Source organism: Methylobacterium sp. DB0501 (assembly GCF_011043735.1).
Lineage (GTDB): Bacteria > Pseudomonadota > Alphaproteobacteria > Rhizobiales > Beijerinckiaceae > Methylobacterium > Methylobacterium alsaeris.
The window spans coordinates 1-26,078 of record NZ_JAAKGV010000022.1; the positions used below are offsets into that span (position 1 = coordinate 1).

General features: G+C 71.8%; 19 protein-coding genes. 5 read left to right on the forward strand and 14 right to left on the reverse strand.

All coding sequences use genetic code 11. From position 1 onward, the window contains the following. The 4 genes from G4G93_RS27315 to tesB all read right to left on the reverse strand — a co-directional run. Window positions 1–2,259, reverse strand: a 2,259-nt coding sequence (locus G4G93_RS27315; protein WP_165089079.1) for a DNA translocase FtsK, incomplete at its 3' end; no start/stop codon positions are given. Between the two features lie 338 nt (window positions 2,260–2,597). Continuing rightward, window positions 2,598–4,109, reverse strand: coding sequence for an ammonium transporter (locus G4G93_RS27320; RefSeq protein ID WP_165089082.1), 1,512 nt, complete (start codon window positions 4,107–4,109; stop codon window positions 2,598–2,600). Window positions 4,110–4,191: 82 nt separating this feature from the next. Continuing rightward, window positions 4,192–4,530 (reverse strand): P-II family nitrogen regulator, encoded by a 339-nt coding sequence (locus tag G4G93_RS27325; RefSeq protein ID WP_048450383.1) that lies wholly within the window; start codon window positions 4,528–4,530, stop codon window positions 4,192–4,194. A gap of 256 nt (window positions 4,531–4,786) precedes the next feature. Further along, window positions 4,787–5,665, reverse strand: a complete 879-nt coding sequence (gene tesB, locus G4G93_RS27330) for an acyl-CoA thioesterase II (RefSeq protein WP_165089084.1) — start codon at window positions 5,663–5,665, stop codon at window positions 4,787–4,789. A 125-nt stretch (window positions 5,666–5,790) separates the two neighbouring features. Between tesB and G4G93_RS27335 the strand changes: the two genes are divergently transcribed. Further along, window positions 5,791–7,059: an FAD-dependent monooxygenase gene (locus G4G93_RS27335; protein WP_165089087.1), complete on the forward strand. Its 1,269-nt coding sequence runs from the start codon at window positions 5,791–5,793 to the stop codon at window positions 7,057–7,059. Window positions 7,060–7,345: 286 nt separating this feature from the next. Here G4G93_RS27335 and G4G93_RS27340 read toward each other — a convergent pair whose 3' ends face one another. From G4G93_RS27340 to G4G93_RS27375, 8 genes are all read right to left on the reverse strand, one after another. Beyond that, a complete protein-coding gene (locus G4G93_RS27340; RefSeq protein WP_312892274.1) occupies window positions 7,346–7,978 on the reverse strand; it encodes a response regulator transcription factor in 633 nt (210 codons plus the stop codon). After that, complete coding sequence (locus G4G93_RS27345) at window positions 7,975–9,333, reverse strand: ATP-binding protein (protein ID WP_246737054.1); 1,359 nt, start codon at window positions 9,331–9,333, stop codon at window positions 7,975–7,977. The genes G4G93_RS27340 and G4G93_RS27345 overlap by 4 nt, the downstream gene beginning before the upstream one ends. A gap of 239 nt (window positions 9,334–9,572) precedes the next feature. Further along, window positions 9,573–12,038: a TonB-dependent receptor gene (locus tag G4G93_RS27350; RefSeq protein ID WP_165089092.1), complete on the reverse strand. Its 2,466-nt coding sequence runs from the start codon at window positions 12,036–12,038 to the stop codon at window positions 9,573–9,575. Between the two features lie 260 nt (window positions 12,039–12,298). Further along, entirely contained in the window at window positions 12,299–12,961 is a 663-nt protein-coding gene (gene aat / locus G4G93_RS27355; protein WP_165089095.1) for a leucyl/phenylalanyl-tRNA--protein transferase, read from the reverse strand. Window positions 12,962–13,092: 131 nt separating this feature from the next. After that, the gene (locus G4G93_RS27360; RefSeq protein WP_246737055.1) at window positions 13,093–13,362 is read right to left on the reverse strand and encodes a hypothetical protein; all 270 of its coding nucleotides are present in this window, start codon (window positions 13,360–13,362) and stop codon (window positions 13,093–13,095) included. Between the two features lie 240 nt (window positions 13,363–13,602). Continuing rightward, the gene (gene accC, locus G4G93_RS27365; RefSeq protein ID WP_165089097.1) at window positions 13,603–14,958 is read right to left on the reverse strand and encodes an acetyl-CoA carboxylase biotin carboxylase subunit; all 1,356 of its coding nucleotides are present in this window, start codon (window positions 14,956–14,958) and stop codon (window positions 13,603–13,605) included. A 116-nt stretch (window positions 14,959–15,074) separates the two neighbouring features. Then, window positions 15,075–15,563: an acetyl-CoA carboxylase biotin carboxyl carrier protein gene (gene accB / locus G4G93_RS27370; protein ID WP_165089098.1), complete on the reverse strand. Its 489-nt coding sequence runs from the start codon at window positions 15,561–15,563 to the stop codon at window positions 15,075–15,077. Window positions 15,564–15,740: 177 nt separating this feature from the next. Next, window positions 15,741–16,559: a DsbA family protein gene (locus tag G4G93_RS27375; RefSeq protein WP_165089101.1), complete on the reverse strand. Its 819-nt coding sequence runs from the start codon at window positions 16,557–16,559 to the stop codon at window positions 15,741–15,743. 185 nt (window positions 16,560–16,744) lie between these two features. Between G4G93_RS27375 and G4G93_RS27380 the strand changes: the two genes are divergently transcribed. From G4G93_RS27380 to G4G93_RS27390, 3 genes are read left to right on the forward strand one after another with little or no spacing between them, the layout of a single operon-like run. Continuing rightward, window positions 16,745–17,911, forward strand: a complete 1,167-nt coding sequence (locus tag G4G93_RS27380; protein ID WP_165089103.1) for an aminotransferase class I/II-fold pyridoxal phosphate-dependent enzyme — start codon at window positions 16,745–16,747, stop codon at window positions 17,909–17,911. 44 nt (window positions 17,912–17,955) lie between these two features. Further along, the gene (locus tag G4G93_RS27385) at window positions 17,956–18,726 is read left to right on the forward strand and encodes a class I SAM-dependent methyltransferase (protein WP_165089104.1); all 771 of its coding nucleotides are present in this window, start codon (window positions 17,956–17,958) and stop codon (window positions 18,724–18,726) included. Further along, entirely contained in the window at window positions 18,723–18,941 is a 219-nt protein-coding gene (locus G4G93_RS27390; RefSeq protein WP_165089107.1) for a hypothetical protein, read from the forward strand. Before G4G93_RS27385 ends, G4G93_RS27390 begins: the two co-directional genes overlap by 4 nt. Here the strand turns inward: G4G93_RS27390 and G4G93_RS27395 are convergent. Then, the gene (locus G4G93_RS27395) at window positions 18,928–20,253 is read right to left on the reverse strand and encodes a methyl-accepting chemotaxis protein (RefSeq protein ID WP_165089108.1); all 1,326 of its coding nucleotides are present in this window, start codon (window positions 20,251–20,253) and stop codon (window positions 18,928–18,930) included. The two genes, G4G93_RS27390 and G4G93_RS27395, sit on opposite strands and share 14 nt — an antisense overlap. Window positions 20,254–20,559: 306 nt before the next feature. Further along, window positions 20,560–23,874 (reverse strand): ribonuclease E/G, encoded by a 3,315-nt coding sequence (locus G4G93_RS27400; RefSeq protein ID WP_165089111.1) that lies wholly within the window; start codon window positions 23,872–23,874, stop codon window positions 20,560–20,562. Between the two features lie 757 nt (window positions 23,875–24,631). Between G4G93_RS27400 and G4G93_RS27405 the strand changes: the two genes are divergently transcribed. Next, entirely contained in the window at window positions 24,632–26,038 is a 1,407-nt protein-coding gene (locus G4G93_RS27405) for an N-acetylmuramoyl-L-alanine amidase (protein ID WP_165089114.1), read from the forward strand. Window positions 26,039–26,078 lie beyond the last annotated feature (40 nt).

The window sequence follows — 26,078 nt, forward strand, 5'->3', positions numbered from 1 at the left end:
GCCGCCGCCGGCCATGAACAGCATGTCGCCCTGGCCCAGGAGCTGCTCGGCGCCCATCTCGCCGAGAATGGTCCGCGAGTCGATCTTCGAGGTCACCTGGAACGAGATCCGGGTCGGGAAATTCGCCTTGATCGTGCCGGTGATCACGTCCACCGACGGGCGCTGCGTCGCCATGATCAGGTGCAGGCCGGCCGCACGCGCCATCTGGGCGAGGCGCTGGATCGCCCCCTCGATGTCCTTGCCCGCCACCATCATCAGGTCGGCCATCTCGTCGACCACGATCACGATGTAGGGCAGGGGCGCGAGGTCCATGACCTCGTCCTCGTAGACCGCCTCGCCGGTCTCGCGGTCGAAGCCGGTCTGGACCGTGCGGGTGATCACCTCGCCCCGCGCCCGCGCCTCCGCCACCCGGGCGTTGAAGCCGTCGATGTTGCGCACCCCGAGCTTCGACATCTTCTTGTAGCGCTCCTCCATCTCGCGCACCGCCCATTTGAGGGCGATGACCGCCTTCTTGGGATCGGTGACGACGGGGGAGAGCAGGTGCGGGATGCCGTCGTAGACGGAGAGTTCCAGCATCTTGGGATCGACCATGATGAGGCGGCACTCCTCCGGTGTCATCCGGTAGAGGAGCGACAGGATCATGGTGTTGATGGCGACCGACTTGCCCGAGCCGGTGGTGCCCGCGACCAGCAGGTGGGGCATGCGGGCCAGATCGGCGATGATCGCCTCGCCGCCGATGTTTTTCCCTAAGCAGAGCGCGAGCTTCTGCTTGGTCTCGGCGAAGGCCGGCGAGGCGAGGAGCTCCCGCAGGTAGACGGTCTCGCGCTTGGCGTTCGGCAACTCGATGCCGATGGCGTTGCGGCCCTGCACGACCGCGACGCGGGCCGAGATGGCCGACATCGAGCGGGCGATGTCGTCGGCGAGCGAGATGACGCGGCTCGACTTGGTGCCCGGCGCCGGCTCCAGCTCGTAGAGCGTGACCACCGGGCCCGGACGTACGGCGAGAATCTCTCCGCGGACGCCGAAATCCTCCAGCGTCGATTCGAGCAGGGTGGCGTTCTGCTCCAGGGCGTCGGTCGAGACCGCGGCGCTGGGCGCCGGGTGGCGCGGCTCGGCGAGCAGCGTCAGCGCCGGCAGGTCGTAGGAATCCGGCGAGGCCGGCGCGGGCGCGGGGCCGCGGCGGGTCTGGATCGGCGGGGGAGGGGGGGCGACGCGGCCGCGCGGGGCCGGCTCCGCACCGTCCTCGTCATCCGCCAGGTCGTCGTCGAGGACGGGCTGAGCCCGGCGCGGGGCCGGCGCGGCGCGGCGCGGCTCCTCGGCGAAGACCGGCTCGCGGCGACCCGATTTGGCGGGCCGCTCGGCAGGGCGCTCGGCAGAGCGCTCGGGAAGACTCTCCGGCTCGTCCCAGCCCTCGGCCTCGCCGGGCTCGGCGAAGGCGCGGCGGGCGGCGAGCGCCGGCGAGTTGCCCGAATAGGGATCGGCCGCGCCGTAGCGCCAGGAGCCGTCGCGGACCGACTCGATCTTCTGCGCCACGGCGCTGCGGGCGCTCATGGCGAGGTGGGCGAGCGCCCCGAGGGAGGCGAGGCCGAGGCCCGGCGATTCGTCGTCATGGGGGGCCGGCGTGCGGCGGGCCTGCCGCTCGTCGTAGCGGCTGACCACGGGCGCGTAGGATTCCGCCTCGTCGTCGCCGTCCTCGTCCTCGATCAGACCGAAGCCGCAGGCACCGGTGAGGCTGACCACCGCCACCGCCGCGTAGAGGAAGCCCGCGAAGGCCCCGGCCGGGCCGGCGATCGCCTTGGCGGCGGCGAGCAGCGCATCGCCGGCGACGCCGCCGAGACCGGTCGGCAGCGGCCAGCGCGCGGTCGGCGGCAGGGCGCTCGCCATGCCGCTCGCCGCCCCGAAGCCGATGATCCACAGGACCAGCCGCAATTGCAGCCGCGCCAGGCGATGGGTGCGCAGGAGCCGCATGCCCCACACCGCCGGCGGCAGCGCGAAGGCGAGGGCGCCGAGCCCCAGGAGCTGCATGCCGAGATCCGACACCACCGCGCCGCCGAAGCCGAGCAGGTTGCGGGCGCCCCGCGACGTGGCGTGGTTGAGGCTGGGATCGTCGATCGACCACGTCGCCAGGGCCACCGTGAAGCACGCCGCCCCGACGAGCAGGGACAGGCCGGTGACCTCCGTCGCCCGCCGCGTCAGGAACGCGCGGAGCGTGTCGATGAGGCCATCGTAGGGCGATGCCGAGCGACGAAGCGAACGCATGCGGGGCTGGACCGGGTACGCGGAACTGGACCGTGAGGATGGGGCGGTGCGGTTAATGCCCATTTAAGGCTAACTGCGTCTTGCGGCATTGCGGGAGAAACGCGCGAAGGCGCTGGACCTGCTGGGGTTTCCGACGGATGGGCGGGGTCGGCCGGCCTGCCGCGCGCGAGGCGTCCACGGCTCCTCGTCTTGCCCGATTCCGTCCTGCCCGGTCCCGCAACGCGCATGCGGGTCCCCTCCCGATCCTGTGCGCGATGCAAAAAAGCCCCGGCGCAACCGCACCGGGGCCTTTCCGCTCTCTCCGATGAGCCGGGGCGCACACGCCCCGGCCGCCGATCTCAGTAGTTGTAGGCCCGCTCGCCGTGATCGGCGAGATCCAGGCCCTCGCGCTCCTCGTCCTGGGTCACGCGCAGGCCGACCACCACGTCGACGATCTTGTAGAGGATCGCCGAGCCGACGCCCGACCAGATGATGGTGAAGCCGACCGCCTTGGCCTGGGACAGGAAGGCCGGGCCGAACTCGTAGGCTGCGGCCACCAGCTCGCCGGGCTTCGTCGCGTAGTCGGGGGCACCGACGCCGCCGAGCGCCGGGTTGACCAGGATGCCGGTGGCGAGCGCGCCCAGGATGCCGCCGACGCAGTGCACGCCGAAGACGTCGAGGGAGTCGTCGTAGCCCAGCGCGTTCTTGACGGTCGAGCACATCACGAAGCAGACGGCGCCGGCGACGAGGCCGAGCACGATCGAGCCCATCGGGCCGGCGAAGCCGCAGGCCGGGGTGACGGCGACGAGGCCGGCGACCGCGCCCGAGAGCATGCCGAGCAGCGAGGGCTTGCCCTTGGCGGCCCACTCGACGAGCAGCCAGGACAGGCCGGCCGCCGCGGTGGCCACGAAGGTGTTGATCATGGCGAGGGCCGCCGAGCCGTTGGCCTCGAGGTTGGAGCCGGCGTTGAAGCCGAACCAGCCGACCCAGAGCAGCGAGGCGCCGATCATCGTCATGGTGAGCGAGTGCGGAGCGAGCAGGTCGCGGCCGTAGCCGATGCGCTTGCCGAGCATCAGGCAGCCGACGATGCCGGCGATGCCCGCGTTGATGTGCACCACGGTGCCGCCGGCGAAGTCGAGGGCGCCCCACTTGAACAGCAGGCCGGCATCGGCGTTGACGGCGTCGAGCGCGTCCTGAGCCGCCTTCTTGGAGGCCTCGTCGGTGGCCGCTGCCAGCGCCTTGGCGGCGTTGCCGACCGCGTCGGGGCCGCCCCAGTACCAGACCATGTGGGCCATCGGGAAGTAGATGAAGATCAGCCACAGCGTGCTGAACAGCAGCAGGGCCGAGAATTTCATGCGCTCCGCGAAAGCGCCGACGATCAGCGCCGGGGTGATCATCGCGAACGTCATCTGGAAGCAGATATAGACGTATTCGGGGATGACGACGCCGTTCGAGAACGTGGCCGCGGTCGAGTTGGCATCGACGCCGCGCAGGAACGCCTTCGAGAAGCCGCCGACGAAGTCGTTGAGGCCGCCGCCATTGGTGAAGGCGAGGCTGTAGCCGAAGAATACCCAGACGATGCAGGCGACGCAAACGATGGCGAAGACCTGGGTCAGCAGCGACAGCATGTTCTTGGTGCGCACCAGGCCGCCGTAGAACAGCGCCAGGCCGGGCACCGACATCATCAGCACCAGCGCGGACGAGATCAGCATCCAGGCGGTGTCGCCCTTGTTGGGCAAGGGCGCCGCCGCCGCGGCCGGCGCTGCCGTCGCCGCCTCGACGGTCGGCGTCTGCGCCAGGGACGGCTCCACCAGGAGGAGCGCCAGCGCGGCGCCTCCCAGGCCCAGAGCCAGGACGTTGCGAAGCTTCATGGAAGAGGAACTCCCGATGGAATCGAAGGCAATCTTGCGAAGGGGGCGGCGGGGCGCGAAAACAGGCCCCGCCCGCGGCGCGTCAGAGGGCGTCGACGTCGGTCTCGCCGGTGCGGATGCGCACGGCCTTCTCGAGCGGCATCACGAAGATCTTGCCGTCGCCGATCTGCCCGGTGCGGGCGGCGGCCGCGATGGTGTCGACGACGTTCGAGACGAGGTCGACGGCGACCGCCACCTCGATCTTGAGCTTGGGCAGGAAGCTGACGGCGTACTCGGCCCCGCGATAGATCTCGGTGTGCCCTTTCTGCCGGCCGTAGCCCTTCACTTCGGTCACGGTCAGGCCGTGCACGCCGATGCTGGTGAGGGCGTCGCGGACCTCCTCCAGCTTGAACGGCTTGATGATGGCCATGACGATCTTCATGGGACGAGCCCCCTTTCGAATTGGCGCCCCCGCCCGGCGCTCGGGCCGGGACGGGGCGTGATCCGGAGCCCCCAGGTTGCCCCCTGGTCCCGGCGCCGGTCTCGAAAGGGTAAATCAAGGTTCGTGCCAGAAATCCGCGCCGGACCTACGGACAAGCTGCCCGGTTCCTGGGCCGATTGCGGAGATTGAAGCCGCTCGCGGCGGCAATGCAGATCAAAAAACCGGCAATTGCTCAATCGTGATGCATATGCCGGGTTCAGGCCTCGGGCTCGGGAGCGATGCGCTTGCGGCGGATCATGCCTTCCTGCGCCACCGAGGCCACCAGGGTGCCGTCGCGGGTGAAGATCAGCCCGCGGGAGAAGCCGCAGCCGCCCGACGCGCTCGGGCTGTCCTGGGCGTAGAGCAACCACTCGTCGGCCCGGAACGGGCGGTGGAACCACAGGGCGTGGTCGAGGCTCGCCGGCTGGATCTCGCTCTCGAACACCGTGCGGCCGTGGGGCGCGAGCGAGGTGTCGAGGAGCGTCATGTCGGAGGCGTAGGCGAGCACCGCCTGGTGGATCGCCGGATCGTCGGGCAGGGCCGAGGTGGCGCGGATCCAGACGTGGAAGCGTGCCGGCCCGGGCTCGCGCGAGCCGTAGCGGGCGAGCTCGACCGGGCGCAGCTCGATCGGCCGCTCGCGCTCGAAATAGGCCCGGACGGGCTCGGGCATGCGCGGCAGCATCGAGGCCTTGAGCGCGCCCTCGCCCGGCAGGTCCTCGGGGTTCGGCACCGCCGGCATCGTGGCCTGGTGGTCGAAGCCCGGCTCCTCGACGTGGTAGGAGGCCGACATCGAGAAGATCGGCCGCCCGTGCTGGATTGCCACCACGCGGCGGGTGGTGAAGCTGCGGCCGTCGCGGATCCGGTCGACCTCGTAGATGATCGGGACCTTCGGGTCGCCGCCGAGCAGGAAATAGGCGTGGAGCGAGTGCGGCCGACGCTCGGGCGGCACCGTCCGGGTCGCCGCGACGAGGGCCTGGCCGATCACCTGGCCGCCATAGACCCGCTGCCAGCGATCCTTCGGCGAGCGGCCGCGGAAGAGGTTCTGCTCGAGCGGCTCCAGATCGAGGATGTCGAGAAGGTCGGCGACCGCGTGCAAGGGACGATATCCGGGCTGGTGGAGGGGCGCGTAGCTGACGCAGGCCGATGCGCGCCGTCAAGCGACGCAGGGGCTCGCGTTATGCTATGAGCCTGCCCACCGGATGAGCAGCGGGCGATCGCGACATGGTGCAGGGTGACGGCGTGAGCGGGCGACGGGGCGCGGGGCGGGAGATCGTGGTCGCGGGCGGAGGATTGCCGGGGCTCGCCCTGGCGCTCGCCCTGCGCCAGGCCCTCGGCGAGGCCGTGCGGGTCACGGTCTGCGATCCGGCCTTCGGCCGCGCGGACGCCCCGCGGGACCTGCGCGCCTATGCGGTGGCGGCCGCCGCCCGGCGGATGCTGGAGCGCCTCGGCGTATGGGACGCGGTCGCTCCCGGCGCCCAGCCGATCCGCGAGATGGTCATCACCGACAGCCGCCTCGCCGACCCGGTGCGGCCGACCTTCCTGACCTTCGAGGGCGAGGTGGCCGAGGGCGAGCCCTTCGCGCACATGGTCGAGGGCGGCGGCCTGCTCAATGCGTTGCGTGAGGCCGCATCGGCGGCCGGCGTGGTGCTGGAGGCAAGCCCCGTCGCCGCGGCGGTGCCGGCGGCCGACCGGATCGCCGCGCGCCTGCCGGACGGGCGGTCGATCCGGGCCGACCTCGTCGTGGCGGCGGACGGTGCCCGCTCGCGCCTGCGCGAGGCCGCCGGCATCGGCTGGGTCGGCTGGTCCTATCCGCAATCCGGCATCGTCGCGACGGTGGCGCATGAGCGCGACCACGAGGGCCGGGCGATCGAGCACTTCCTGCCCTCCGGCCCCTTCGCGGTGCTGCCGCTGCCGCCCGGCGGCCCGCTCGGCCACCGCTCGTCGATCGTCTGGACCGAGCGGCAATCCGAGGTGCCAGCCCTCCTCGGTGGCGGGCCCGAGGAGGCGCTGATCGAGGTCGAGCGCCGCTTCGGCCTCACCCTCGGGCGCATCGCCCTCGAATCGCCGCTCAGGGCCTATCCGCTCGCCTTCGGCATCGCCCGCCGCTTCGGCGCGAAGCGCCTGCTGCTCCTCGGCGACGCCGCCCACGTCATCCATCCGATCGCCGGCCAGGGCCTGAATCTGGGCCTGCGCAGCGCCGCCGCCCTGGCGGAGGCACTGACCGATACGATGCGCCTCGGCCTCGATCCGGGCGGCCCGGAGGCTTTGGAGACCTACGAGCGCAGCCGCCGCTTCGACACGCTGGCGATGGGGGCGGCCACCGACGGCCTCAACCGCCTGTTCTCGACCGACGCCCTTCCGGTCCGCCTCGCCCGCGACCTCGGCCTCGGCCTCGTCGACCGGCTGCCGGGGCTGAAGCGGATGTTCATCCGCGAGGCGGCGGGGTTGCGCGGGCGCCAGCCGCGGTTGATGCGGGGGGAGGCGTTGTAGGGAAGGTCGTCGCGCCGCCTTCAGGCTCCCGACGGCTTTTTTTCGCTTTCCATGTCGCCTCGGCGCTGCGAAAGCGGAGTCCGGGGTCCAGGACCGCATGTGACTGAGTAGTACCACCGGACCGATGCGTCAGAATCTTGGACCGCTGGTATTCAAGAGGCGAACAGTGTCTCGCCTCACTGTTCCAATACCGGCGCGTCTCGATCCCGGGCTCCGCTTTCACGGCCCCGGGACGATGCAGAGGGCGGCGGACCGGTAGAGCCGGCCCGGGAAGCGCACCGAAAACCTACCGCAGATCCCCCACATGGCTGACCGCGAAATGCGTCAGCTCGGTCAGCGTCGCCAGTCCGAGGCGCTGACGCAGGCCCGCGCAGGCATTGGTCACGGTCTTGTAGCTCACCGACAGGTCCTCGGCGATCGCCGCGTAGCCCCGTCCTTCCGCGAGCAGGGCCAGGATCCGCCGCTCGCGCGGGCTCAAGGAGCCGAGCAGGGAACGGCGCGGATCGGCCTGGAGCAGGGCGACCTCGGTGGCCAGCCGCCCGTCGAGATAGGGCCGCCCGGCCCGGACCTGCTCGTAGGCCCGCACCAGGTCGCCGGCTGGCGCGTCCTTGAGCACGTAGCCGACGGCGCCGGCGGCGAGCGCCCGGGCGACGATCGCCGGGTCGGCGTGCATGCTAAACACCAGCACGCGGGTCGCGGGCGCCCGCTTGCGCACCCGTCCGACCAGCGCCAGGCCGGCAAGGTCCCGGCCCGGGAAGGCGAGATCGATCACCGCCACCTCCGGCCGGTGGCGCAGGATGGCGCGGTAGCCCTCCGCCAGGCCGGCGGCGCCCCATACCTCGGCCCCCGCATCCTCCAGCAGGCGCCGGGCGCCCTGCAGCACGATCGGGTGGTCGTCGACCACGACGAGGCGGGTCACGGGGCGTCCTCTTCCTGGGTCTCGGGTCCGATGGGGAGCGTGATGCGCAGCGACGTGCCCGGCTCGCGCGGCACGAGTGCCAGCCGGCCGCCCAGGGCCTCGACCCGCTCGCGCATCCCGGGCAATCCCCGTCCTTCGCCCCATCCTTCGCCCCGTCCCTCCCCCCACGCCTCGCCGCTTGTCCCGTTCAGGCCGCTGCCGTCGTCGTCGACGCTGAGCCGGAGGCCGTCGCCCTCGTCCGCGACCTCGACCGTCACCCGCGACGCACCGGCATGGCGCAGCGCATTGGTCAGCCCTTCCTGCACGCACCGATAGAGGGTGAGGTCGACGAGGTCGCCGTAGCCGGCCTTCAGGGCAGCGAAGCGGCCCTCGACCGCGGTCTCGGGATGATGCCGCGCGGCCTCACGCACCAGGAGTTCGAGGCAGCGGCTCAGGGGAACCTGGCCGAGGCCGGCCGGGCGCAGGCGGTTGAGCAGGGCCCGGTTGATGGTCTGCACCCGGGTGACGATCGCCGCGATGTCGTCGGTGCGCTGGATGAGGCGGGTGCGGGCCGGCTCGTCGAGGGCGGCGGCGATGCGGGCGATCGAGGAGGAATTGGCCTCCAGCGCGAACAGGCACGGGCCGAACTCGTCGTGAAGCTCGAGCGCGGTGCGGCGGCGTTCGTCCTCCTCGGCGGTCAGCACGCGGCGGTGGAGCCGCAGGTTCGCGGCCCGCGCCGCGCCCAGGGTCTCGGCGAGGTGGTTGAACCGGGCGGCGATGACCGCGAGCTCGCGGGTATCGGGCCGGTCGACCCGGGCGCCGTAATCCTGCTGCTCCAGCCGCGTCAGCCCGGCGGCGAGCTGGGCCAGCGGGCTCAGGATCCGCCCGAACGCGACGAAGAGGATCGCCAGCATGGCGAGGCTCAAGGACAGGCCGGTGAGAAAGAGGGCGAGGGCGTAGCCCCAGACCTCGTCGATCTCGTCCGAGGGCTCGGCGGTGACGAGCGCCGTGCCGATGCGGCTGCCGCGCAGCACCAGCGGGACTTCGTGGCGTTGCGCCGGCGGGGCGATCAGGCGGGCGAACCAGGCCGGCGCCCGCCGGGTGCCCTCGCGGCGCGTGCCGGCTGCCACCGGCCGGTTGGCGGCATCGAGCAGCGTGACCCGCACGTGGCGCAGGCCCTGGAAGCGGTAGGACAGGGTGCGGAACAGGCCGGAGAGCGGCGCGTCCTGCAGGGCCTGCAGGGTCTCGGCAACCAGCGGCTCGACCACCGCCATCGAGGCCGCGGTCTCGATCTCGGTCGCGGTGCGCGCCTTGTGGATGATGACGGCGCCCGAGATCGCGGCCGCCACCAGGTTGAGGAGGACGACGACCACCATCAGCCGCGCCCGCATCGGCCGGCCGGACCAGAGGGCGGGCAGACGCTGCCGCGGGGCGGCGACGTCCGCGGACGAGGACCGCCGCGGGGCGGCACCCTCCGGGAGGGGCGGCGGGGTGGGGGCGGGACGCGGAAACACGGGCTCTCGGGGGAGCGGGGGAGGCCCCGCGACACGAGCCCGGCCGCGGGCTCCCTGTCAATGCGGGCGGCCGGGCTTGCGGCCGCCCCGTTCGATCACGGCTACCAGGTCATCCGCACGCCGCCATAGACCGAGAGCGGCTGGACCAGGGTGGTGGTGCGGGGGTCGTTCAGCACGTAGCGGCCGGCGAAGTTGTCGTCGCGCTCCAGGAAGGTGCCGAAATTGGCGTAGCGGTTGTTGAACAGGTTGGTCACCAGACCGAAGATCTGGACGGTCGGCGTCAGCTGGAAACTGGTGTTGAGGTTGGCGGTGAAATAGGCCGGCAGCTTGCGGTTGATGTTCGACTCGTCGCCGCGGAAATAGGACGACGAGAACGCCTGCATGTTCATGCCGAAGCGCCATTGCGGCGTGATGGCGTAGTCGAACCCGGCCTTGATCTGGTGGTCGGGCACCAGCGGCAGCTTGTTGCCCGGGCGCACGGAGATGAGCCCGTCGTCGGCCAGCGGGTTGTTGGGCGAGGACAGGTCGCCGCGGAACTGGAAGGTGGCGTCGATGAGCGCGTAGTTGGCGTAGAGGCTCAGGCGCTCGGTGACGTACTCGGCCGCGACCTCGATGCCCTGGCGCCGGGTCGCCGGCACGTTGACGTAGTAGCCGCGCGCCGCGTTGCCCGGCACCGCCACCTGCAGGATGTCGTTGCTCAGGTCGGTGCGGAAGGCGCCGAGCTTGTAGTTGAGCAGGCCGCCCTCGTAGAAGTTCGGCACCGCGCCGCGGATGCCGGCCTCGTAGGTGCGCGCTTCCACCTGCTTCAGCGGCGGGTCGGCGACGAGCGAGTTCGGCAGCAGGCAGGGCCGGTTCGGGTTGGCGCAGGCGAGTTCGAGCGGCGTCGGCGCGCGGTTCGATTCCGAATAGCCGCCGTAGAGGGTCAGCCAGTCGTAGACGCGGTAGGTCAGGCCGGCGACCGGGTTGATGCGGTTGAAGTAGTGCGTGCCGGTGACGTCGGGCGAGAAGCCGGTCAGGTCCTGGGTGCTGATCCGGGCGAAGTTGAGCCGCGCGCCGGCGGTGAGCGAGAGCCGGTCGGTGACGTCGAACGTGTCGAGGGCGTAGAGGCCCATATAGAGGTTCGAGCCGGTGACCGAACTCGGCGCGATGCCGAGCGCGCCTGCGGTACGGATCGGCCCGATGCCGAGGCCCGGGATGTTGCCGTAGGTCGGGTTGTTCGGATCCGTGGTGACGCTCAGGTCGGGGTTGATGACGCCGAGCGTGCTCGCCGACTTGAAGCCGTAGGTCGCGACGTCGATGCTGCCGCCGACGATGAAGGTGTTTCCGTGGTCGAACAGGCGGTCGCGGTTGGTCGCCTGGAGCGTGCCGCCGTAGCCGGTCGCCTCGGTCCGGACGGTGTCGATGGTGCCGTAGGGGATGCCGGCCCGGAACGGGATCTGCTGGTTGCGCGGCCCCAGGATCAGGAACTGGTTGCGGAACTGCGCCTGGGTCTGGCCCGGCGCGGCCGAGAAGCCGTCATCCTCGAAGCACAGGAAACCGCGGAAGTTCGAGCGCGAGGAGCAATTCTCGAAGTTGCCGTCGTTGCCGTCGATCACGAACTGGCTGAAGCGGCGGACATAGGCGTTGCCCGACAGGTCCCAGGTCGGCGAGAGGTTGACCTTGCCGGTGACCTGGATCTGGCCCATCGCGGTGTCGATGGATTGCGGGTAGGTGAAGATCGCCCGCTCGTTGTCGCGGGTGAAATCGACCGGCGAGGCGGCGGCGGCGCCGAAATAGGTCTTGGCGCCGGAGGCGATGATGTGGAACTCGGAATCGAGGGTGCGGTGGCCGATATCGGCGTAGACCCGGCCGATCTCCGACGGCGACTGGTAGCGCCAGCCGGCGTCGCGCAGGCCCTCGCCGGCGAAGTAGAAGCTCCAGGGGCCGATCACCTCGCCGTATTGCAGGGTGCCGAGGATGCGGCCGTCCGAGCCGCCCATCACCGAGACTTCCTTGCCCTGCCAGGTGAAGCCGTTCTTCATCTCGATGTTGACCGCGCCGCCGAGCGCGTTGAGGCCGAAGATCGGGTTGCCGGTGACGATGTCGATGCGGTTGATCGCGACCTGGGGGATCAGGTCCCAGTTCACCACGTCGCCGAAGGCCTCGTTGATGCGGGTGCCGTTCTGGTAGACGGCGAGGCCCTGCGGCGCGCCCTGGAGCGGCGAGGCGTCGAAGCCGCGATAGGTCAGGGTCTGGCGGAAGCTGTTGCCCTGACCGTCGGAGAGGTTCACGCCCGGGGTGGTGCGGGCAAGGGTGAAGGTCGGGTCGAGGGTGGCGCGGTCCTGCTCGAACTTCCGCGCCGTCACGGTCTCGACGGTGAACGGCACCTTGGCGAGCGAGAGCACGCCGCCGCTCTCGATCCGCTCGCCCGTGGCCGAGCGGCCGGTGCCGCCGGCGCCCGCGACCGGGGTCACCGGCACGACGTCGATCGTCTCGAGCGCGATGGTGCCTTGCGCCGCCGCCGGCGCGACGAGCGCGGCCGAGACCAGAGCGGTCGTGACGAGAAATCCCCAGCGCGACGCCACCATGCCCGACACACTCCCCCAACCGGCGCGTCTTTTCCGGTACCATCCGGCGCCGCCGGCAGGAGAGATAGCGAGCTTCACCATAAAGCCGCAATCCCGGCGGAGTGGGTATTGCACGCTCCGGTAGTCTTCGGGCAGAGTTGGTGCCCGAAGGCAGGCGGTAGTGACGCTGCGGCCACAGCCGGGAACACCCCGGAGAGCTTGCCCGGGAACATTCGGCAATCGATTTTGCTTGATGTTCCCGAGCCCTGATCTTGGCCGCGTCAGGGACGGTCGAGGGCCGCGACCGCATCCGCGCCGGTGAGGGGCGCGTCGTCCCATTGTGCCGGGCGGTGGATCGCGTCGCGCAGCATCGCCTTGTAGACGTGGCGCGGCACCTCCTCGGCGCCGAACTGGGCGAGGTGGCTGGTGACGAACTGCGCGTCGAGCAGGGTGTAGCCGCCGCGCTTCAGCCGGGCGGCGAGGTGGACCAGCGCTACCTTCGAGGCGTCGCGGGCGGTGTGGAACATGCTCTCGCCGAAGAACGCCGCCCCGAGCGATACGCCGTAGAGGCCGCCGACCAGGGTCCGGGGCTCGCCGGCATAGACCTCGACGGTGTGGCAATGGCCGAGATCGAACAATTCGCCGTAGAGGGCGCGGATGCGGGCATTGATCCAGGTGCGGGCGCTGTCGCGACGCGGCGCGGCGCAGCCCTCGATCACCGCGTCGAAATCGCGGTCGGTCACCACCTCGAAGCCGCCGTTGCGCACCGTGCGGGCGAGGCGCTGGCCGAGATGGAAGCGCTCGAGGGGCAGGATGCCCCGCTCCTTCGGCTCGACCCAGTACAGGGTCGGGTCGTCCGCATCCTCCGCCATCGGGAAGATGCCGGCCGCATAGGCCTTGAGCAGGATCTCGGAGGTGATCTCGACGTTCAGGCTGCCGTGCATCGACAGGGGTTCCGGGCGCGGGCGGGTGGGCCATTCTCCACCCGGCTCAGGCTCCGGCAAAGATAGGGCATCGGGCCTCATGCGACGAGGCGCGGCCTGCGGCTCCGGACCGCGGGCCGCGCCTGGCCCGCTCAGTTCGACGGGCCGCCGGCGGTGTTGCCGAGATTCGGGTTCATGCGGCTCGGCATCGCGGCGTTGCCGCCCTTGGCCGAGCTGACATCCGTTTCGAAGGTGCTTTGGCCGACGCCGCCGACCCGGGCCGGCACGCCCGGATTGACGACGCTGCCGGTGCTCAGCGGGTCGACCACCGGGGCGGCAGGGGCCTGATAGGCAGGAGCTTGGGCGAGAGCCGGGGTGGCCAGCAGGGCGGCCATGGCGGCGAGCTTGATCACGCGCATCATCGATTTTTCTCGGATCTGGATTGGGGCGTCGCAGCCTTGAACGGAATCAGTCACCGCATGACGCAGGCATGATCCGGTCTCTACTGGCCGTTGCTGCACAGAGAACCGACGACGCATTGCGCCGTTCCATCGCGCCCGCAAAAAACTTGCGCGCCATCGATTGCTGCTATGCCGCATCCCGAAACGCGAAGGGGCGCCTTGCGGCGCCCCTTCCTCACGACCGAATCCCGTGCGCCGTCCTCAGGCGATGTCGAGCCCGCCGGTCTTGAGGAATTCCTCGAGCCAGTGGATGTCGTAGAGGCCGTTCTGGATGTCGGCGTTGCGCACCAGGGTGCGGAACAGCGGCAGCGTCGTGTCGACGCCCGCGACCACGAACTCGTCCAGCGCCCGGCGCAGCCGCATCAGGCACTCGTTGCGGGTGCGGCCGTGGACGATGAGCTTGCCCATCAGCGAGTCGTAGTGCGGCGGGATGCGGTAGCCCTGGAAGGCCGCCGAATCGACCCGCACGCCGAGGCCCCCCGGCGGATGGAAGTAGGTGATGGTGCCGGGCGAGGGCCGGAAGGTGGACGGGTGCTCGGCGTTGATCCGGCACTCGATGGCGTGGCCCTCGACCCGCACGTCCTCCTGGCGCACCGACAGGGGAGCCCCTGCCGCCACCCGGATCTGCTCGTTGACGAGGTCGATCCCGGTGATCATCTCGGTGACGGGATGCTCCACCTGGATGCGGGTGTTCATCTCGATGAAGTAGAACTGCCCGTCCTCGTAGAGGAACTCGATCGTGCCGGCGCCCAGATAGCCCAGCTCCTGCATCGCCCGGGCGACCGTGCCGCCGATCTGCTCGCGCATCTCGGCGTTGAGCGCCGGGGAGGGACCTTCCTCCCAGACCTTCTGGTGCCGGCGCTGGAGCGAGCAGTCGCGCTCGGCGAGGTGGATGGCGTTGCCGCGGCCGTCGCCGAGCACCTGCACCTCGATGTGGCGCGGCTTCTCGAGGTACTTCTCGAGGTAGACCGCGTCGTCGCCGAAGGCCGCCTTCGCCTCGGTGCGGGCGGTCATCAGCGCGTTCTCGAGGTCGGCCTCGCTGCGGGCGACCTTCATGCCGCGGCCGCCGCCGCCGGAGGCGGCCTTGATCAGCACCGGGTAGCCGATGTCGGCGGCGATGCGCTTGGCCTCGTCGGTGTCGGTGACCCCGCCCTCGGAGCCCGGCACGCACGGAATGCCGAGGCGCTTGGCCGTGCGCTTGGCCTCGATCTTGTCGCCCATCACCCGGATGTGCTCGGCCTTCGGGCCGATGAAGCCGATGCCGTGGTGGTTGAGCACTTCGGCGAAGCGGGCATTCTCCGACAGGAAGCCGTAGCCCGGATGCACCGCGTCGGCGCCGGTGATCTCGCAGGCGGCGATGATCGACGGGATGTTGAGGTAGCTGTCGCGGGCCGGCGGCGGGCCGATGCAGACGCTCTCGTCGGCGAGCCGCACGTGCATGGCATCGGCGTCGGCGGTGGAATGCACCGCCACCGTCGCGATGCCGAGCTCCTTGGCGGCCCGCAGGATCCGGAGCGCGATCTCGCCCCGGTTCGCGATCAGGATCTTGTCGAACATGGGGGCCTGAGCAGGTTTCGCAAAAATGGCCGCCGGTCCTGCGATGGAAACCCGCGGCAGAGCCAGGGACGAAGCGGATAAAGCCTTGGCACGCCAACGCTCTATCCGCCAGACGGTCACTCGATCAGCAGGAGGGGCTCGCCGAACTCGACCGGCTGGCCGTCCTCGATGAAGATCGCCGTCACGGTGCCGGCGCGCGGCGCCACGATGTCGTTGAAGGTCTTCATCGCCTCGACGAGCAGCACCCGGGCGCCGCTCTCGACCCGCGAGCCGACCTCGACGAAGGTCTTCGCCTCCGGCGAGGGCTTGCGGTAGGCGGTGCCGACCATCGGCGAGAGCACCGCGCCCGGATGGGCGGCGAGCGCCTTCGCGTCGGCTTCGGCGGTGAGCGCCGGCGCGGCGGCGGGATGCGCGGCGGCGGGCAGGGCCGGGGCGGCGGCGGCGACCGGCACCTGGACCTGCTGCACGACGCGCTCGCGGGCGACGCGGATGCGCAGGTCGCCCTTCTCGACCTCGATCTCGCTGAGATCGGTCTCGGCGATCAGGGTCGCGAGCTCGCGCACGAGCTCGGGGTCGAAGGGGTCATGCTTGTTGTTGGAGGGCACGGCGGTCTTCGGCAATCGTGATGGAGGGGCGGGATGGCCCGCCGGGACCCGAACCCGGACGACGCGGGGGCGTCTTCATGTCCGGCGGGCGATCGGCGGGCCTCTTAGACCATGCGGCCGGCGCGCGATAGGGGCGCGGGCCGATGGACAAGGGCGGCAGGCCGGCGCTTGACCGGCTCAGCAGGTGGCGTGGCCGCACTGGCGCACGCCGGCCACCGTCTTGCGGATCGGCTCGACGCCGACGGCGCCCGGGATGATCTCGTCGCCGATGATGAAGGCCGGGGTGCCCGACAGGCCGAGCTTGTCGCCGAGGCCCACATTCTCCTGCAGCGCAGCCTGGATGTCGGGGGCCTGCATGTCCTTCTGCAGCTTGGCGATGTCGAGACCCATTTCCTTGGCCACCGCGATCGCCCTCTCGCCGTTCACCCGGCCGCGGCTCTCCAGCAGGCGGGTGTGGTAGTCGAACAGCTTGTCGCCCTTGAGCTGCTGCTTGGCCGCGAGAGCGACCTTGCTGGCCTCGAGCGAATCGGGTCCGAGGACGGGGAAGTCGCGCAGCACGACCTTCAGCTTCGGGTCGCCCTTGATCAGGGTCTGTAGGTCGTTGAGCGCCCGCTTGCAGTAGCCGCAATTGTAATCGAAAAACTCGACCAGCGTGACGTCGCCGTTGGGGTTGCCGGCGACGAAGCCGTGCGGCGAGTTGTGCAGGGTGTCGCGGGTTTCCTTGAGGGCGCTGGCCTGGGCGACCTTCTGGGCGTCCTGCTGGCGCTTCTCCAGCTCGGCCATCGCCTCCTGCAGCACTTCCGGGTTCTTGAGCAGGTAATCGCGCACCACGCCCTCGATCGCCTGGCGCTGGGCGTCGCTCATCGCGGTCGCGGCGGGGGCCTGGCCGGCCGGCGCCGCCGGCGTGGCGGTCGGCGTCTGCGCCTGCGTCGGGGCGGCCGCGGCGACGAGGCCCGCGAGGGCCAGGGCGGGCAGAAGGCGGGGCAGGGGCAGCATCGTCGTCCTCATCGGGGTCGTCCACCGTCGGTGGCGCACAATCCTGGCGCGCTCCTTGACCTGCCGGTTAGGCGGTTTCGCGGCGGCCTTGTCAAATCACGCCTGCGCAGGCGGCGGGGCGCATTCTCCGGCAAATCCCGCTATGTGCGGGGACGCACCCGCGATCCCACCGCCCAGGGCCCGTCATGTCCGATCCCGCTTCCCCGGTCTCCCGCCGCGCCGCCCGCGTCGCGCCCTTCCTGGCGATGGACGTGCTCGCCGCCGCGGCGCGGCGCGAGCGGCAGGGCGGCAGCGTGGTGCACATGGAGGTGGGCCAGCCCTCGGCCCCGGCCCCGAAACCCGCCATCGCGGCGGCGCAAAGCGCGCTCGCCTCCGGCCGCATCCCCTATACCGAGGCCTTGGGCATCGCGCCGCTGCGCGAGCGCATCGCCCGCCACTACGCCGACGCCTACGGCGTGACGGTCGCGCCGGAGCGGGTCGTCGTGACCACCGGCTCGTCGGCGGGCTTCGTGCTGGCCTTTCTGAGCCTGTTCGATGCCGGTGGGCGGGTGGCGATCGCCGCACCGGGCTATCCGGCCTATCGCTCGGTGCTCCAGGCGGTCGACCTGGAGCCCGTCGGCCTTACCCTGCGGGCCGAGGACGGCTTCGTCCCGACGGCCGCCGCTCTGCGGGCCGCCCATGCGAGCGCGCCGCTCGCAGGCCTCCTGGTGATGAGCCCGGCCAACCCGTCGGGCACGATGATCGACGAGGCGGGCCTGCGCTCCCTGGCCGGGGCCTGCCGCGAGCTGAACGTCCGCTTCATCTCCGACGAGATCTATCACGGCCTGACCTACGGCGTGCCGGCCGCCACCGCGCTCGCGGTCGATCCCGACGCGGTCGTGATCAACTCGTTCTCGAAATACTATTGCATGACCGGCTGGCGCATCGGCTGGATGGTGGTGCCGGAGGCCCTGGTGCGGCCGATCGAGCGGCTGGCCCAGAACCTCTACATCTCGGCCCCCTACCTGTCGCAGGTGGCCGCACTCGCCGCCTTCGAGGCGACCGAGGAGCTGGAGGCGGTGAAGGCCGACTATGGCCGGGCCCGCGCTCTGCTCCTCAACGAGCTGCCGGGACTCGGCCTCGGCGACGTCCACCCGGCCGACGGCGCCTTCTACCTCTACGCCGACGTCGCCCGGCTCACCAACGACTCGATCGGCTTCTGCCGCCGGATGCTCGACGAAGCCGGCGTCGCGGCGACCCCGGGCCTCGACTTCGACCCGGATGCCGGCGCGCACCACCTGCGCCTGTCCTTCGCCGGCGGCGAGGCCGAGGCGCAGGAGGCGGTGCGGCGGCTGAAGGGCTGGCTTCGCTGAGGGCGGATCCGGCGCGAGGAGGGGACATCCATGAGCGACCCGTCATGAGCCACCTGCACCCCGCCGCCGCGACCGGTTTTTCCGCCGGGGCCGACACCTACGCCAAGGGCCGGCCCGACTACCCGGCGGCGCTCGCCGGCTGGCTGCGCGAGACCTTGCGCCTCGGGCCCGGCCGCGCGGTCGCCGATCTCGGCGCCGGTACCGGCAAGTTCACCGGGCTGCTCGCCGCCACCGGCGCCGACGTGACGGCGATCGAGCCGGTCGACGCGATGCGGGCGACGCTCGCCGCGTCCTTGCCCGGCGTGACCGCGCGCGCCGGTGCGGCCGAGGCGATCCCGCTCACCGACGCAAGCCTCGACGCGCTCGTCTGCGCCCAGGCCTTCCACTGGTTCGCGACCCCGGCGGCGCTCGCCGAGATCCGCCGGGTGCTCAAGGTCGGCGGCCGGTTCGGCCTCGTGTGGAACGTCCGCGACGAGGGCACCCCCTGGGTGAGGGAGCTGACCGCGATCATGAACGCCCACGAGGGCGACGCGCCGCGCTACCACACCGGGGCGTGGCGTCGTCCGTTTCCGGCGGCGGGCTTCGGGCCGCTGCACGAGGAGTCCTTCCCGCACGGGCATCGCGGCACGCCGGGGCAGGTGATCCTCGACCGCACGCTGTCGGTGAGCTTCATCGCGGCCTTGCCGGAATCGGAGCGTGCGACGGTGGCCGGCAGCGTGCGGGCGCTCATCGATCGCACGCCGGAGCTTGCCGGGCGGGCGGAGGTGACGTTCCCGTATCGGACGCACGTCTATTGGTGCGAACGGCAGGCTTGAGCCTGTTTCCGGACGTCTCCTTCGGGAAACAGGATCACCGGCCGGCGCGGCGCCTGGGCGACGCCGACATCGGCATCGCGACGCGATCAGGCGGATTTCGCATGGCCCCTGCGCGTTCGGACAAGCGCCGTCGCCAGCCTCGGGCCGCGCGGTGGAACCCGAACCCCAAGGGACGCGGCGGCGACATGCCGCGAACAGTCGTCAGCGCGCCGTGATCGCGCCGGCGGCGGCGACCATCGTCGTGGCGGCGGCCTCGAAGGCCTGGAAGGCGGGGATCGCCCGGTCCCAGGCGCCCACGCCGAGGGCATCGGCCATCGCGGCGGCGTGGCGCCGGGCCTCGGCGCTCGCCGCGAGCAGCCGGGCGGCGGCGGGATCGGCGGGATCGATGCCGAAATCGGTCGCCGCGCCGGCGCCGAAGGGCGGCACGGCCGCGCTTGCCGAGCCGAGCCCGACCAGGGCCGCCGCGAGGCGGCGCTTCCAGGCGCCGACATCCGCCGGCAGGCGCACGAGCGCGTAGGCCGGCAGGTTCCGGGCCGCCCCGGCATCGAGGGCGCCCTGCGCCGCCGTCTCGGCCCGCACCAGGATCGTCATCAGGCCATCGATCTCGTCGCGGGTCTTCTGTGCCTTGCCGGCGACCTGCTGCACGCCGGCGGAGATCTCCGCGGTCGCGGCCTCCTGCTGGCCCAGCACGTCGGCGAGGGCCCGGATTCCCTCCGCCGAGCGGGCGACGGCCTCGCCCTCCTGCGCCACCCGGGCCTCGACCCGGGACACCGCGGCGCTGCCCTCCGCCACCGCGTGGCGGCTCTCGGCGACGGCGGCCTGGATCGCCGCGAGTTCCTGCAGCAGCACCGACAGGCGGCCGCGGATCTGCTCGGTCGCCCGCGCGGTCTGGCCGGAGAGCTGCTTGACTTCCGCCGCCACCACGGCGAAGCCGCGGCCGGCCTCGCCGGCCCGGGCCGCCTCGATCGTCGCGTTGAGCGCCAGGAGGTTGGTCTGGCTCGAGATCGCCTCGATCGTCCCGGCCATCTCTTGGATCTGGAGCGCGGCGCCCTCGAATCCGGTCAGGCGCTGCTCGATCTGGCCGGCATGGGTCTCGATCGCCGCCATGGTCCGGCTCGCCTCGCGCATGTCCGTGGCGCAGGCGGCGATGCCGCCGGTCGCTCGCTCGGCGACGTCCGCGCTGGCCTGCGAGCGGCCGGCGAGTTCGCGGGTCGAGGCCGCGATCTCCTCCACCGCCGCCGCCATGGCGCGGGTCTGTGCGGCGATCTCGCCGGCATCGTGCGTCATCCAGCCGAGGACGGTGGCGCCCTCCGAGGCCTCGGCGGCGATGCGGGCGGTCTGGCCGAGATCCGAGGCGGCGCTGCCGCGCAGTTGCGCGACGAGGCGCCCGAGGGCGCCGGCGAGCCGGCCGGTCCCGAGTTCCGCCCCGGCCGCCCCGGCGCGGTCGACGAGGCCGGCCAGGCGGTCCTCGACCATCTCGGGCGTCTCAACGACGGCGGGCGGTGGGGTGCGACGGGAACGGAACATGACAGAGACTCACCGAGGAATGAGCTGATTTCGTCCGAGCCCCGTATCGGTTCCGTTAACGGAGCACCGAACTTGGCGTTTATCGCGTTACATTACCGGGATGAGCGTATGAGGTTCGACGCTGCGGTCCACAGCATCCGCGTACGGAACATCTTCCTGCTGCTTGATTGCTCCAGCGTTGCATGGGCCGCGCGGGGTATAGAGGGCCAATCAGAACGACGACGGGCCGCCCCCTCCCGGAGTACGGCCCGTCGCGATGCGTCATGATGCGTGTCGGGACGGGCGTTCCGCCCGTCCCGGGATCGGTCACTCGCCGCCGATCGCCGCCTTGGTGCGGGACCACCAGCCGGCCCGCTTCGGACGGTCCGGATCGGGCGGGGTCAGCACGACCGCCACCGGCTCGGGTTCGGGCTCCGGCGCGGGAGCCGGGGCCGCAGGCTCGGAGGCCTGTACCGGCTCGGCCGAACTCTCCTCGCCCGACCTGGGTGCGTCGGAGCGGGCGGGGGCCGGAGCTTCGATCGCCGCGGCCGTCAGGGCCTCGCGCTCGAGGGCGGGCAGGTCCGGAGCCGGGAGATCAGGCGCCGCGACCGGGCTGCCGACCGCCGTGGGCGCCGGTCCGGCGATCTCGTCGAGGGCGACGATCTCCTCGGCCAGCGCATCCTGCACCAGGCTGCCGCCGGCCTCCGGAGCCTCGGCCCCGACGACGATCTCCTCGCCGATCGAGCCGCCGGTCTCCTCGAAGCGGTCGCGTCCGCGGCCGCCGCGGCGCCCGCGCCGGCGCCGGCGGCTCAGGGCCTCCTCCCTGCTCTCGCGTTCGTCGCGGGCCGGAGCGGCGCCGTCCTCGGTGATCGGGATCGAGACGGACTCGGAGCCGCCGGCCTCGGCGGGGGCCGGCTCAGGCCCCTCCTCGCCCTCGCCGCCCTCGGCCTCCGCCTCGTCGGAGCGCTCGCCGCGACCGCGCCGGCGGCGCCGGCGACGGCGACGCTTGCCCCCGCCCTCGTCCTCGCCGCGGGGCGCGCCGTCGGCGGCCTCGGCCTCGCCGGCCTCCGCCTCCCCGGTCTCGTCCTCGCCTTCCGCCTCGGCCTCGGCCTCGTCGGCCTCGGCTTCCTCGACGATCTCCTCGTCCTCGTCATCTTCCTCGAGCGGGGGCGGCAGCACCGCCTCGGCCCGGATGCTGGTGACGGGGCGCGGCTCGACCCGCTGGGCGAGGTCCCCGCGCTCGAGGTGGAAGGCCGAGGTGGCGGCCAGCCGCTCGTCGGCCGCGATGATGATCGCGACGCCGAACCGCGCCTCCAGCTCGTGCAGGTGGGCACGCTTCTGGTTGAGGATGTAGAGCGCCACCTCGGTCCGGGTGCGCAGCACCAGGTTGTGGCTGCTCGACTTGATCAAGGCCTCCTCGATCGCCCGCAGGATCAGGAGGGCCACCGAGGCGGTCGCCCGCACGAAGCCCGAGCCGCCGCAATGCGGGCAGGGCACCGAGGAGGATTCGAGCACCCCGGTGCGGATGCGCTGGCGCGACATCTCGAGCAGGCCGAAGGGCGAGATCCGGCCGACCTGGATGCGGGCGCGGTCGTTCTTCAGGCACTCATTCAGCTTCTTCTCGACGGCGCGGTTGTTCCGCTTCTCCTCCATGTCGATGAAGTCGATGACGATGAGGCCGGCGAGGTCGCGCAGGCGCAGCTGGCGCGCCACCTCCTCGGCGGCCTCCAGGTTCGTCTTGTACGCGGTGTCCTCGATGTCGTGCTCGCGGGTGGCGCGCCCCGAGTTCACGTCGATCGAGACCAGCGCCTCCGTCGGGTTGATGACGAGGTAGCCGCCCGAGCGCAGGGAGACGTGGTTGGAGAACATCGCGTCGAGCTGCTGCTCGACCCCGAAGCGGGCGAAGACCGGCGTCGGGTCGCGGTAGGGCTTCACCACCTTCGACTGCGTCGGCATCAGCATCCGCATGAAGTCCTTGGCCTCGCGGTAGGCCTCCTCGCCCGCGACCAGAACCTCGTCGATGTCCTTGTTGTAGAGGTCGCGGATGGCGCGCTTGATCAGCGAGCCCTCCTCGTACACGAGCGCCGGCGCGGCGGAGGACAGGGTCAGCTCGCGCACGCTCTCCCACAAGCGCATCAGGTACTCGAAGTCGCGCTTGATCTCCGGCTTGGTGCGCGAGGCGCCGGCCGTGCGCAGGATGACGCCCATCCCGTCGGGCACCTCGAGGTCGGTGGCGATCTCCTTCAGGCGCTTGCGGTCGGCCGCGCTGGTGATCTTGCGCGAGATGCCGCCGCCCCGGCCGGTATTGGGCATCAGCACCGAGTAGCGGCCGGCCAGCGACAGGTAGGTGGTGAGCGCCGCGCCCTTGGTGCCGCGCTCCTCCTTGACGACCTGGACCAGGATGACCTGCCGGCGCTTGATCACCTCCTGGATCTTGTAGTGCCGGCGCGGGGTGCGGGGGCGCTCGGGGATCTCGGCCAGCGCGTCGCCGCGGCCGCCGACCTGCTCGACGACGGCCTCCTCGTGATCCTCGTCGTCTTCCTCGTCGTCCTCGTCTTCGTCCTCGTCGTCCTCGGACTCGTCATCCGAGTCGTCCTCATCCTCGTCTTCGTCGTCGTCCGAGTCGTCATCGTCGGAGACGGTCTCGTCGGCCTCGACCTCGGCCGCGACGACCGGCTGCGAGGCGGCGACGGGCTGGGGCAGCACGACCTCGTCGGCCGGCTCGGCGGCGGCACCCTCGACGGCAGAAATCTCGGTGGCAGAAGTCTCGTCGGAGCCGGTGTCGGCCTGCGCCTCGACGCCGGTGCTCTCGACCGGGGCGGGCGCCGCCGACACGGCCGCGGCGATCTCCGCCGGAATCCCGGACCCGTCCTCGGCCTGCGCCGGGGCGGTCTCGACGGCGGGAGCGTCGTTCGGGCGGTTCTCGGTGCCGGGGTCCTGGTGGGCCGCACCGTCCTGAGCCGAGCCATCCTGCGCGACCGCGGCGCCGGCATCGGCGGGGGCCTGCACTGGGTCGGATGCCCCGTGCGGCTCGACCGCCGGGGGCGCGCCGCCCTCGGTTTCCGCGCTCCCCGGCCGCGGAGCCTCCTCGGCGAACGCCTCTTGCGCGAAGGTCTCTTGGGCGAAGGTCTCTTGCGCGAGCGTCTCCCGCGGGTGCGCGTCCTGCCAGCCGGTCGCCTCGGCGCCGGTCTCCTGGGCCGGGGATTCCCGGGACTCGTCGGCGGGGGCGCTCACCACGGCGTCGGCCGGGCGCGCGGCGGCCTCGGCCCGGCGGCCGCGGCGACGGCGACGGCGGGGCTGCTCGCTGCGCTCGCTGCGTTCCTGGCGCTCGGGCCGCTCCTCGTGCTCGCGCTCGGCCCGCGCCTCCTCCTCGAGGAGCGCCATCCGGTCGGCGATCGGGATCTGGTAATAGTCGGGATGGATCTCGCTGAAGGCCAGGAAGCCGTGGCGGTTGCCCCCGTACTCGACGAAGGCGGCCTGCAGCGACGGCTCGACCCGGGTGACCTTGGCGAGGTAGATGTTGCCCCGCAGCTGGCGGCGGCTAGCGGATTCGAAGTCGAATTCCTCGACCTTCGATCCCTTGACCGTCACCACCCGGGTCTCTTCCGGGTGGGCGGCATCGATGAGCATCTTGTTGGCCATGACGAACTTTCGGCATGGCGACCGACGGCTTTGCCGCTGGACGGGGCCATCCGGGAACGGGCCTTGCGGGCCCGGGCCGTGCGCGGGAGGACGAGCCTCCGTAGTCCGGTGCCGCCCCGGGCGCGGAAACCCGTGCCGGGTAGGCTCTCCCGTGCCGTGCCCGGTCGGGCTCGGCGGATGATGTCGTGCGGGGTGTGCCGTCAATCGCCGCTGCGCGCATCCACGCGCGCGAGGGGTTGACGATGGCCGGGGGCAGGGGGCACGGACGGGCGCGACGCCGGATGCGCGCGCCTGGGGCAGCAGCTTCGTGATCCGAGGCTGTGCGTCCGCGCATACTCCCACCGACCTTTCGAATCGAGGCGCCGGGACGCGAAGGTCCGGCCGCCGGTAAAAACGGGCGACGACGTTCACGAACGCCGTCGCGGATCTAGAGACACCTGCCCGGCTCGCGAGATCGTCGGACGATCCGCCGGCGGCCGGCCAGCGCCGAAGCCGCTGCGAGAGCGCCCGGGCGAGCCCGTGGTCCGCGGCGAGAAGCCGGCGGCAACGGGCAGGGGTCATCATCATTACAGAGTGTCCGGCGGAATTTGCAAGCGCCAACGCGGCGATAAGGCGGGAGCGGCGGCGACCTTGCCGCCCTTCCGGCTGTACCCCGGGGGCCACAGCGGGAAACCGGCGATCCGGAGGCCTTCGCGATGCGTTAACCATGGCGCGGTTATCGCGTAACCGGGATGCAGCCTTCAGGTCGCCGCGAGCCATGCCGACACGACGCGCAAGTCCGATACGACAGGCCAGTCCGACACGAGAGACGAGCCCGACGGGTCCGATCCGCCTGGCGGTCCGTGCCGCCCTGCTGGCCGCGTGCCTCGTCCTGCCGGCCGCCGGCTTCGCCGCGTCGTCGGCAGGCGTCGCCGCGCCCGAGCATCAGGCGTCCGATCGTCCCGCCGTGGCGATCGCCGCGGAGGTCGCGGCCGCGCCCGAGGGCGGCAACCGCCTGATCGTGGTTCTGTCGCGGCCGGTCGAGGCGCGGGCCTTCGTGATGGAGCGGCCCGACCGGGCGATCGTCGACCTGCCGGAGGTCAATTTCCAGCTGCCGCCGGAAGCCGGGCGCAAGCGGGAGGGGCTCGTCGCCTCCTACCGCTACGGCCTGTTCGCCCCCGGCCGCTCGCGCATCGTCATCGACCTCGCCCAGACGGCCACGGTGGCGCGGGTCGCCACCACCACCCGGCCGCGGGACGGGGCGACGCTGCTGACCATCGACCTCGCCCGCAGCGACCGCGAGGCGTTCCGGCGCGCCGCCCAGCCGCCCGAGCCCGCCCGCCCGGCGGCCGCATCGGTGCAGCAGGCGGGTGATTCGCGCCCCCTCGTCATCGTCGATGCCGGCCATGGCGGCATCGATCCCGGCGCCATCGCGGGCACCGGCGTCTACGAGAAGGACATCGTGTTCGGCGTCGCCCAGGGGCTGGTGCAGCGCCTGGAGGCCGGGGGCAGGATCCGGGTACAGATGACCCGCGACCGCGACGTGTTCGTGCCGCTGAACGAGCGGGTGCGCATCGCCCGCGACGCGAAGGCCGACCTGTTCGTGTCGATCCACGCCGACTCGATCTCGGCCGCGCCGCAGGTGCGCGGCGCCACCATCTATACCGGGTCCGAGAAGGCGACCGACGCCGAATCGGCCCGGCTCGCCGACCGCGAGAACAAGGCCGACGCCGCCGCCGGCGCCGACCAGGGCGACGGCCCGGGCGACGTCGCCGACATCCTGCAGGAACTCACCCTGCGCGAGACCCGCGGCTTCTCGGCCCGGTTCGCCAAGGGGCTGTTCACCCGCCTCTCCGGCGTGATGGAGATGAGCGCCAAGCCCCACCGCGAGGCCGGCTTCCGGGTGCTGCGCTCGCCCGACGTGCCCTCGGTGCTGGTCGAGCTCGGCTACCTGTCGAGCAAGCGCGACCTCGACCTGCTGCTCTCCGACGAGTGGCGGACCAACGTCACCGGCCAGATGGCCGGCGCCATCGAGGCGTTCTTCGCGTCCCGCCTGCCGCCGGCCGTCGCCGCCCGTACGGCGGACGCGCCCCGGATCGGCAGGGCTGCCCAGATCTCGGCGGGCCAAGGTTCGGCGGGGCAGGGTTCGGCCGGGCAGGGCGGACCCGCCCCAGTTTCACCATAGATCCCGTGTCGATAGGGACCCGTCGGCCCCTCGCTGTCCT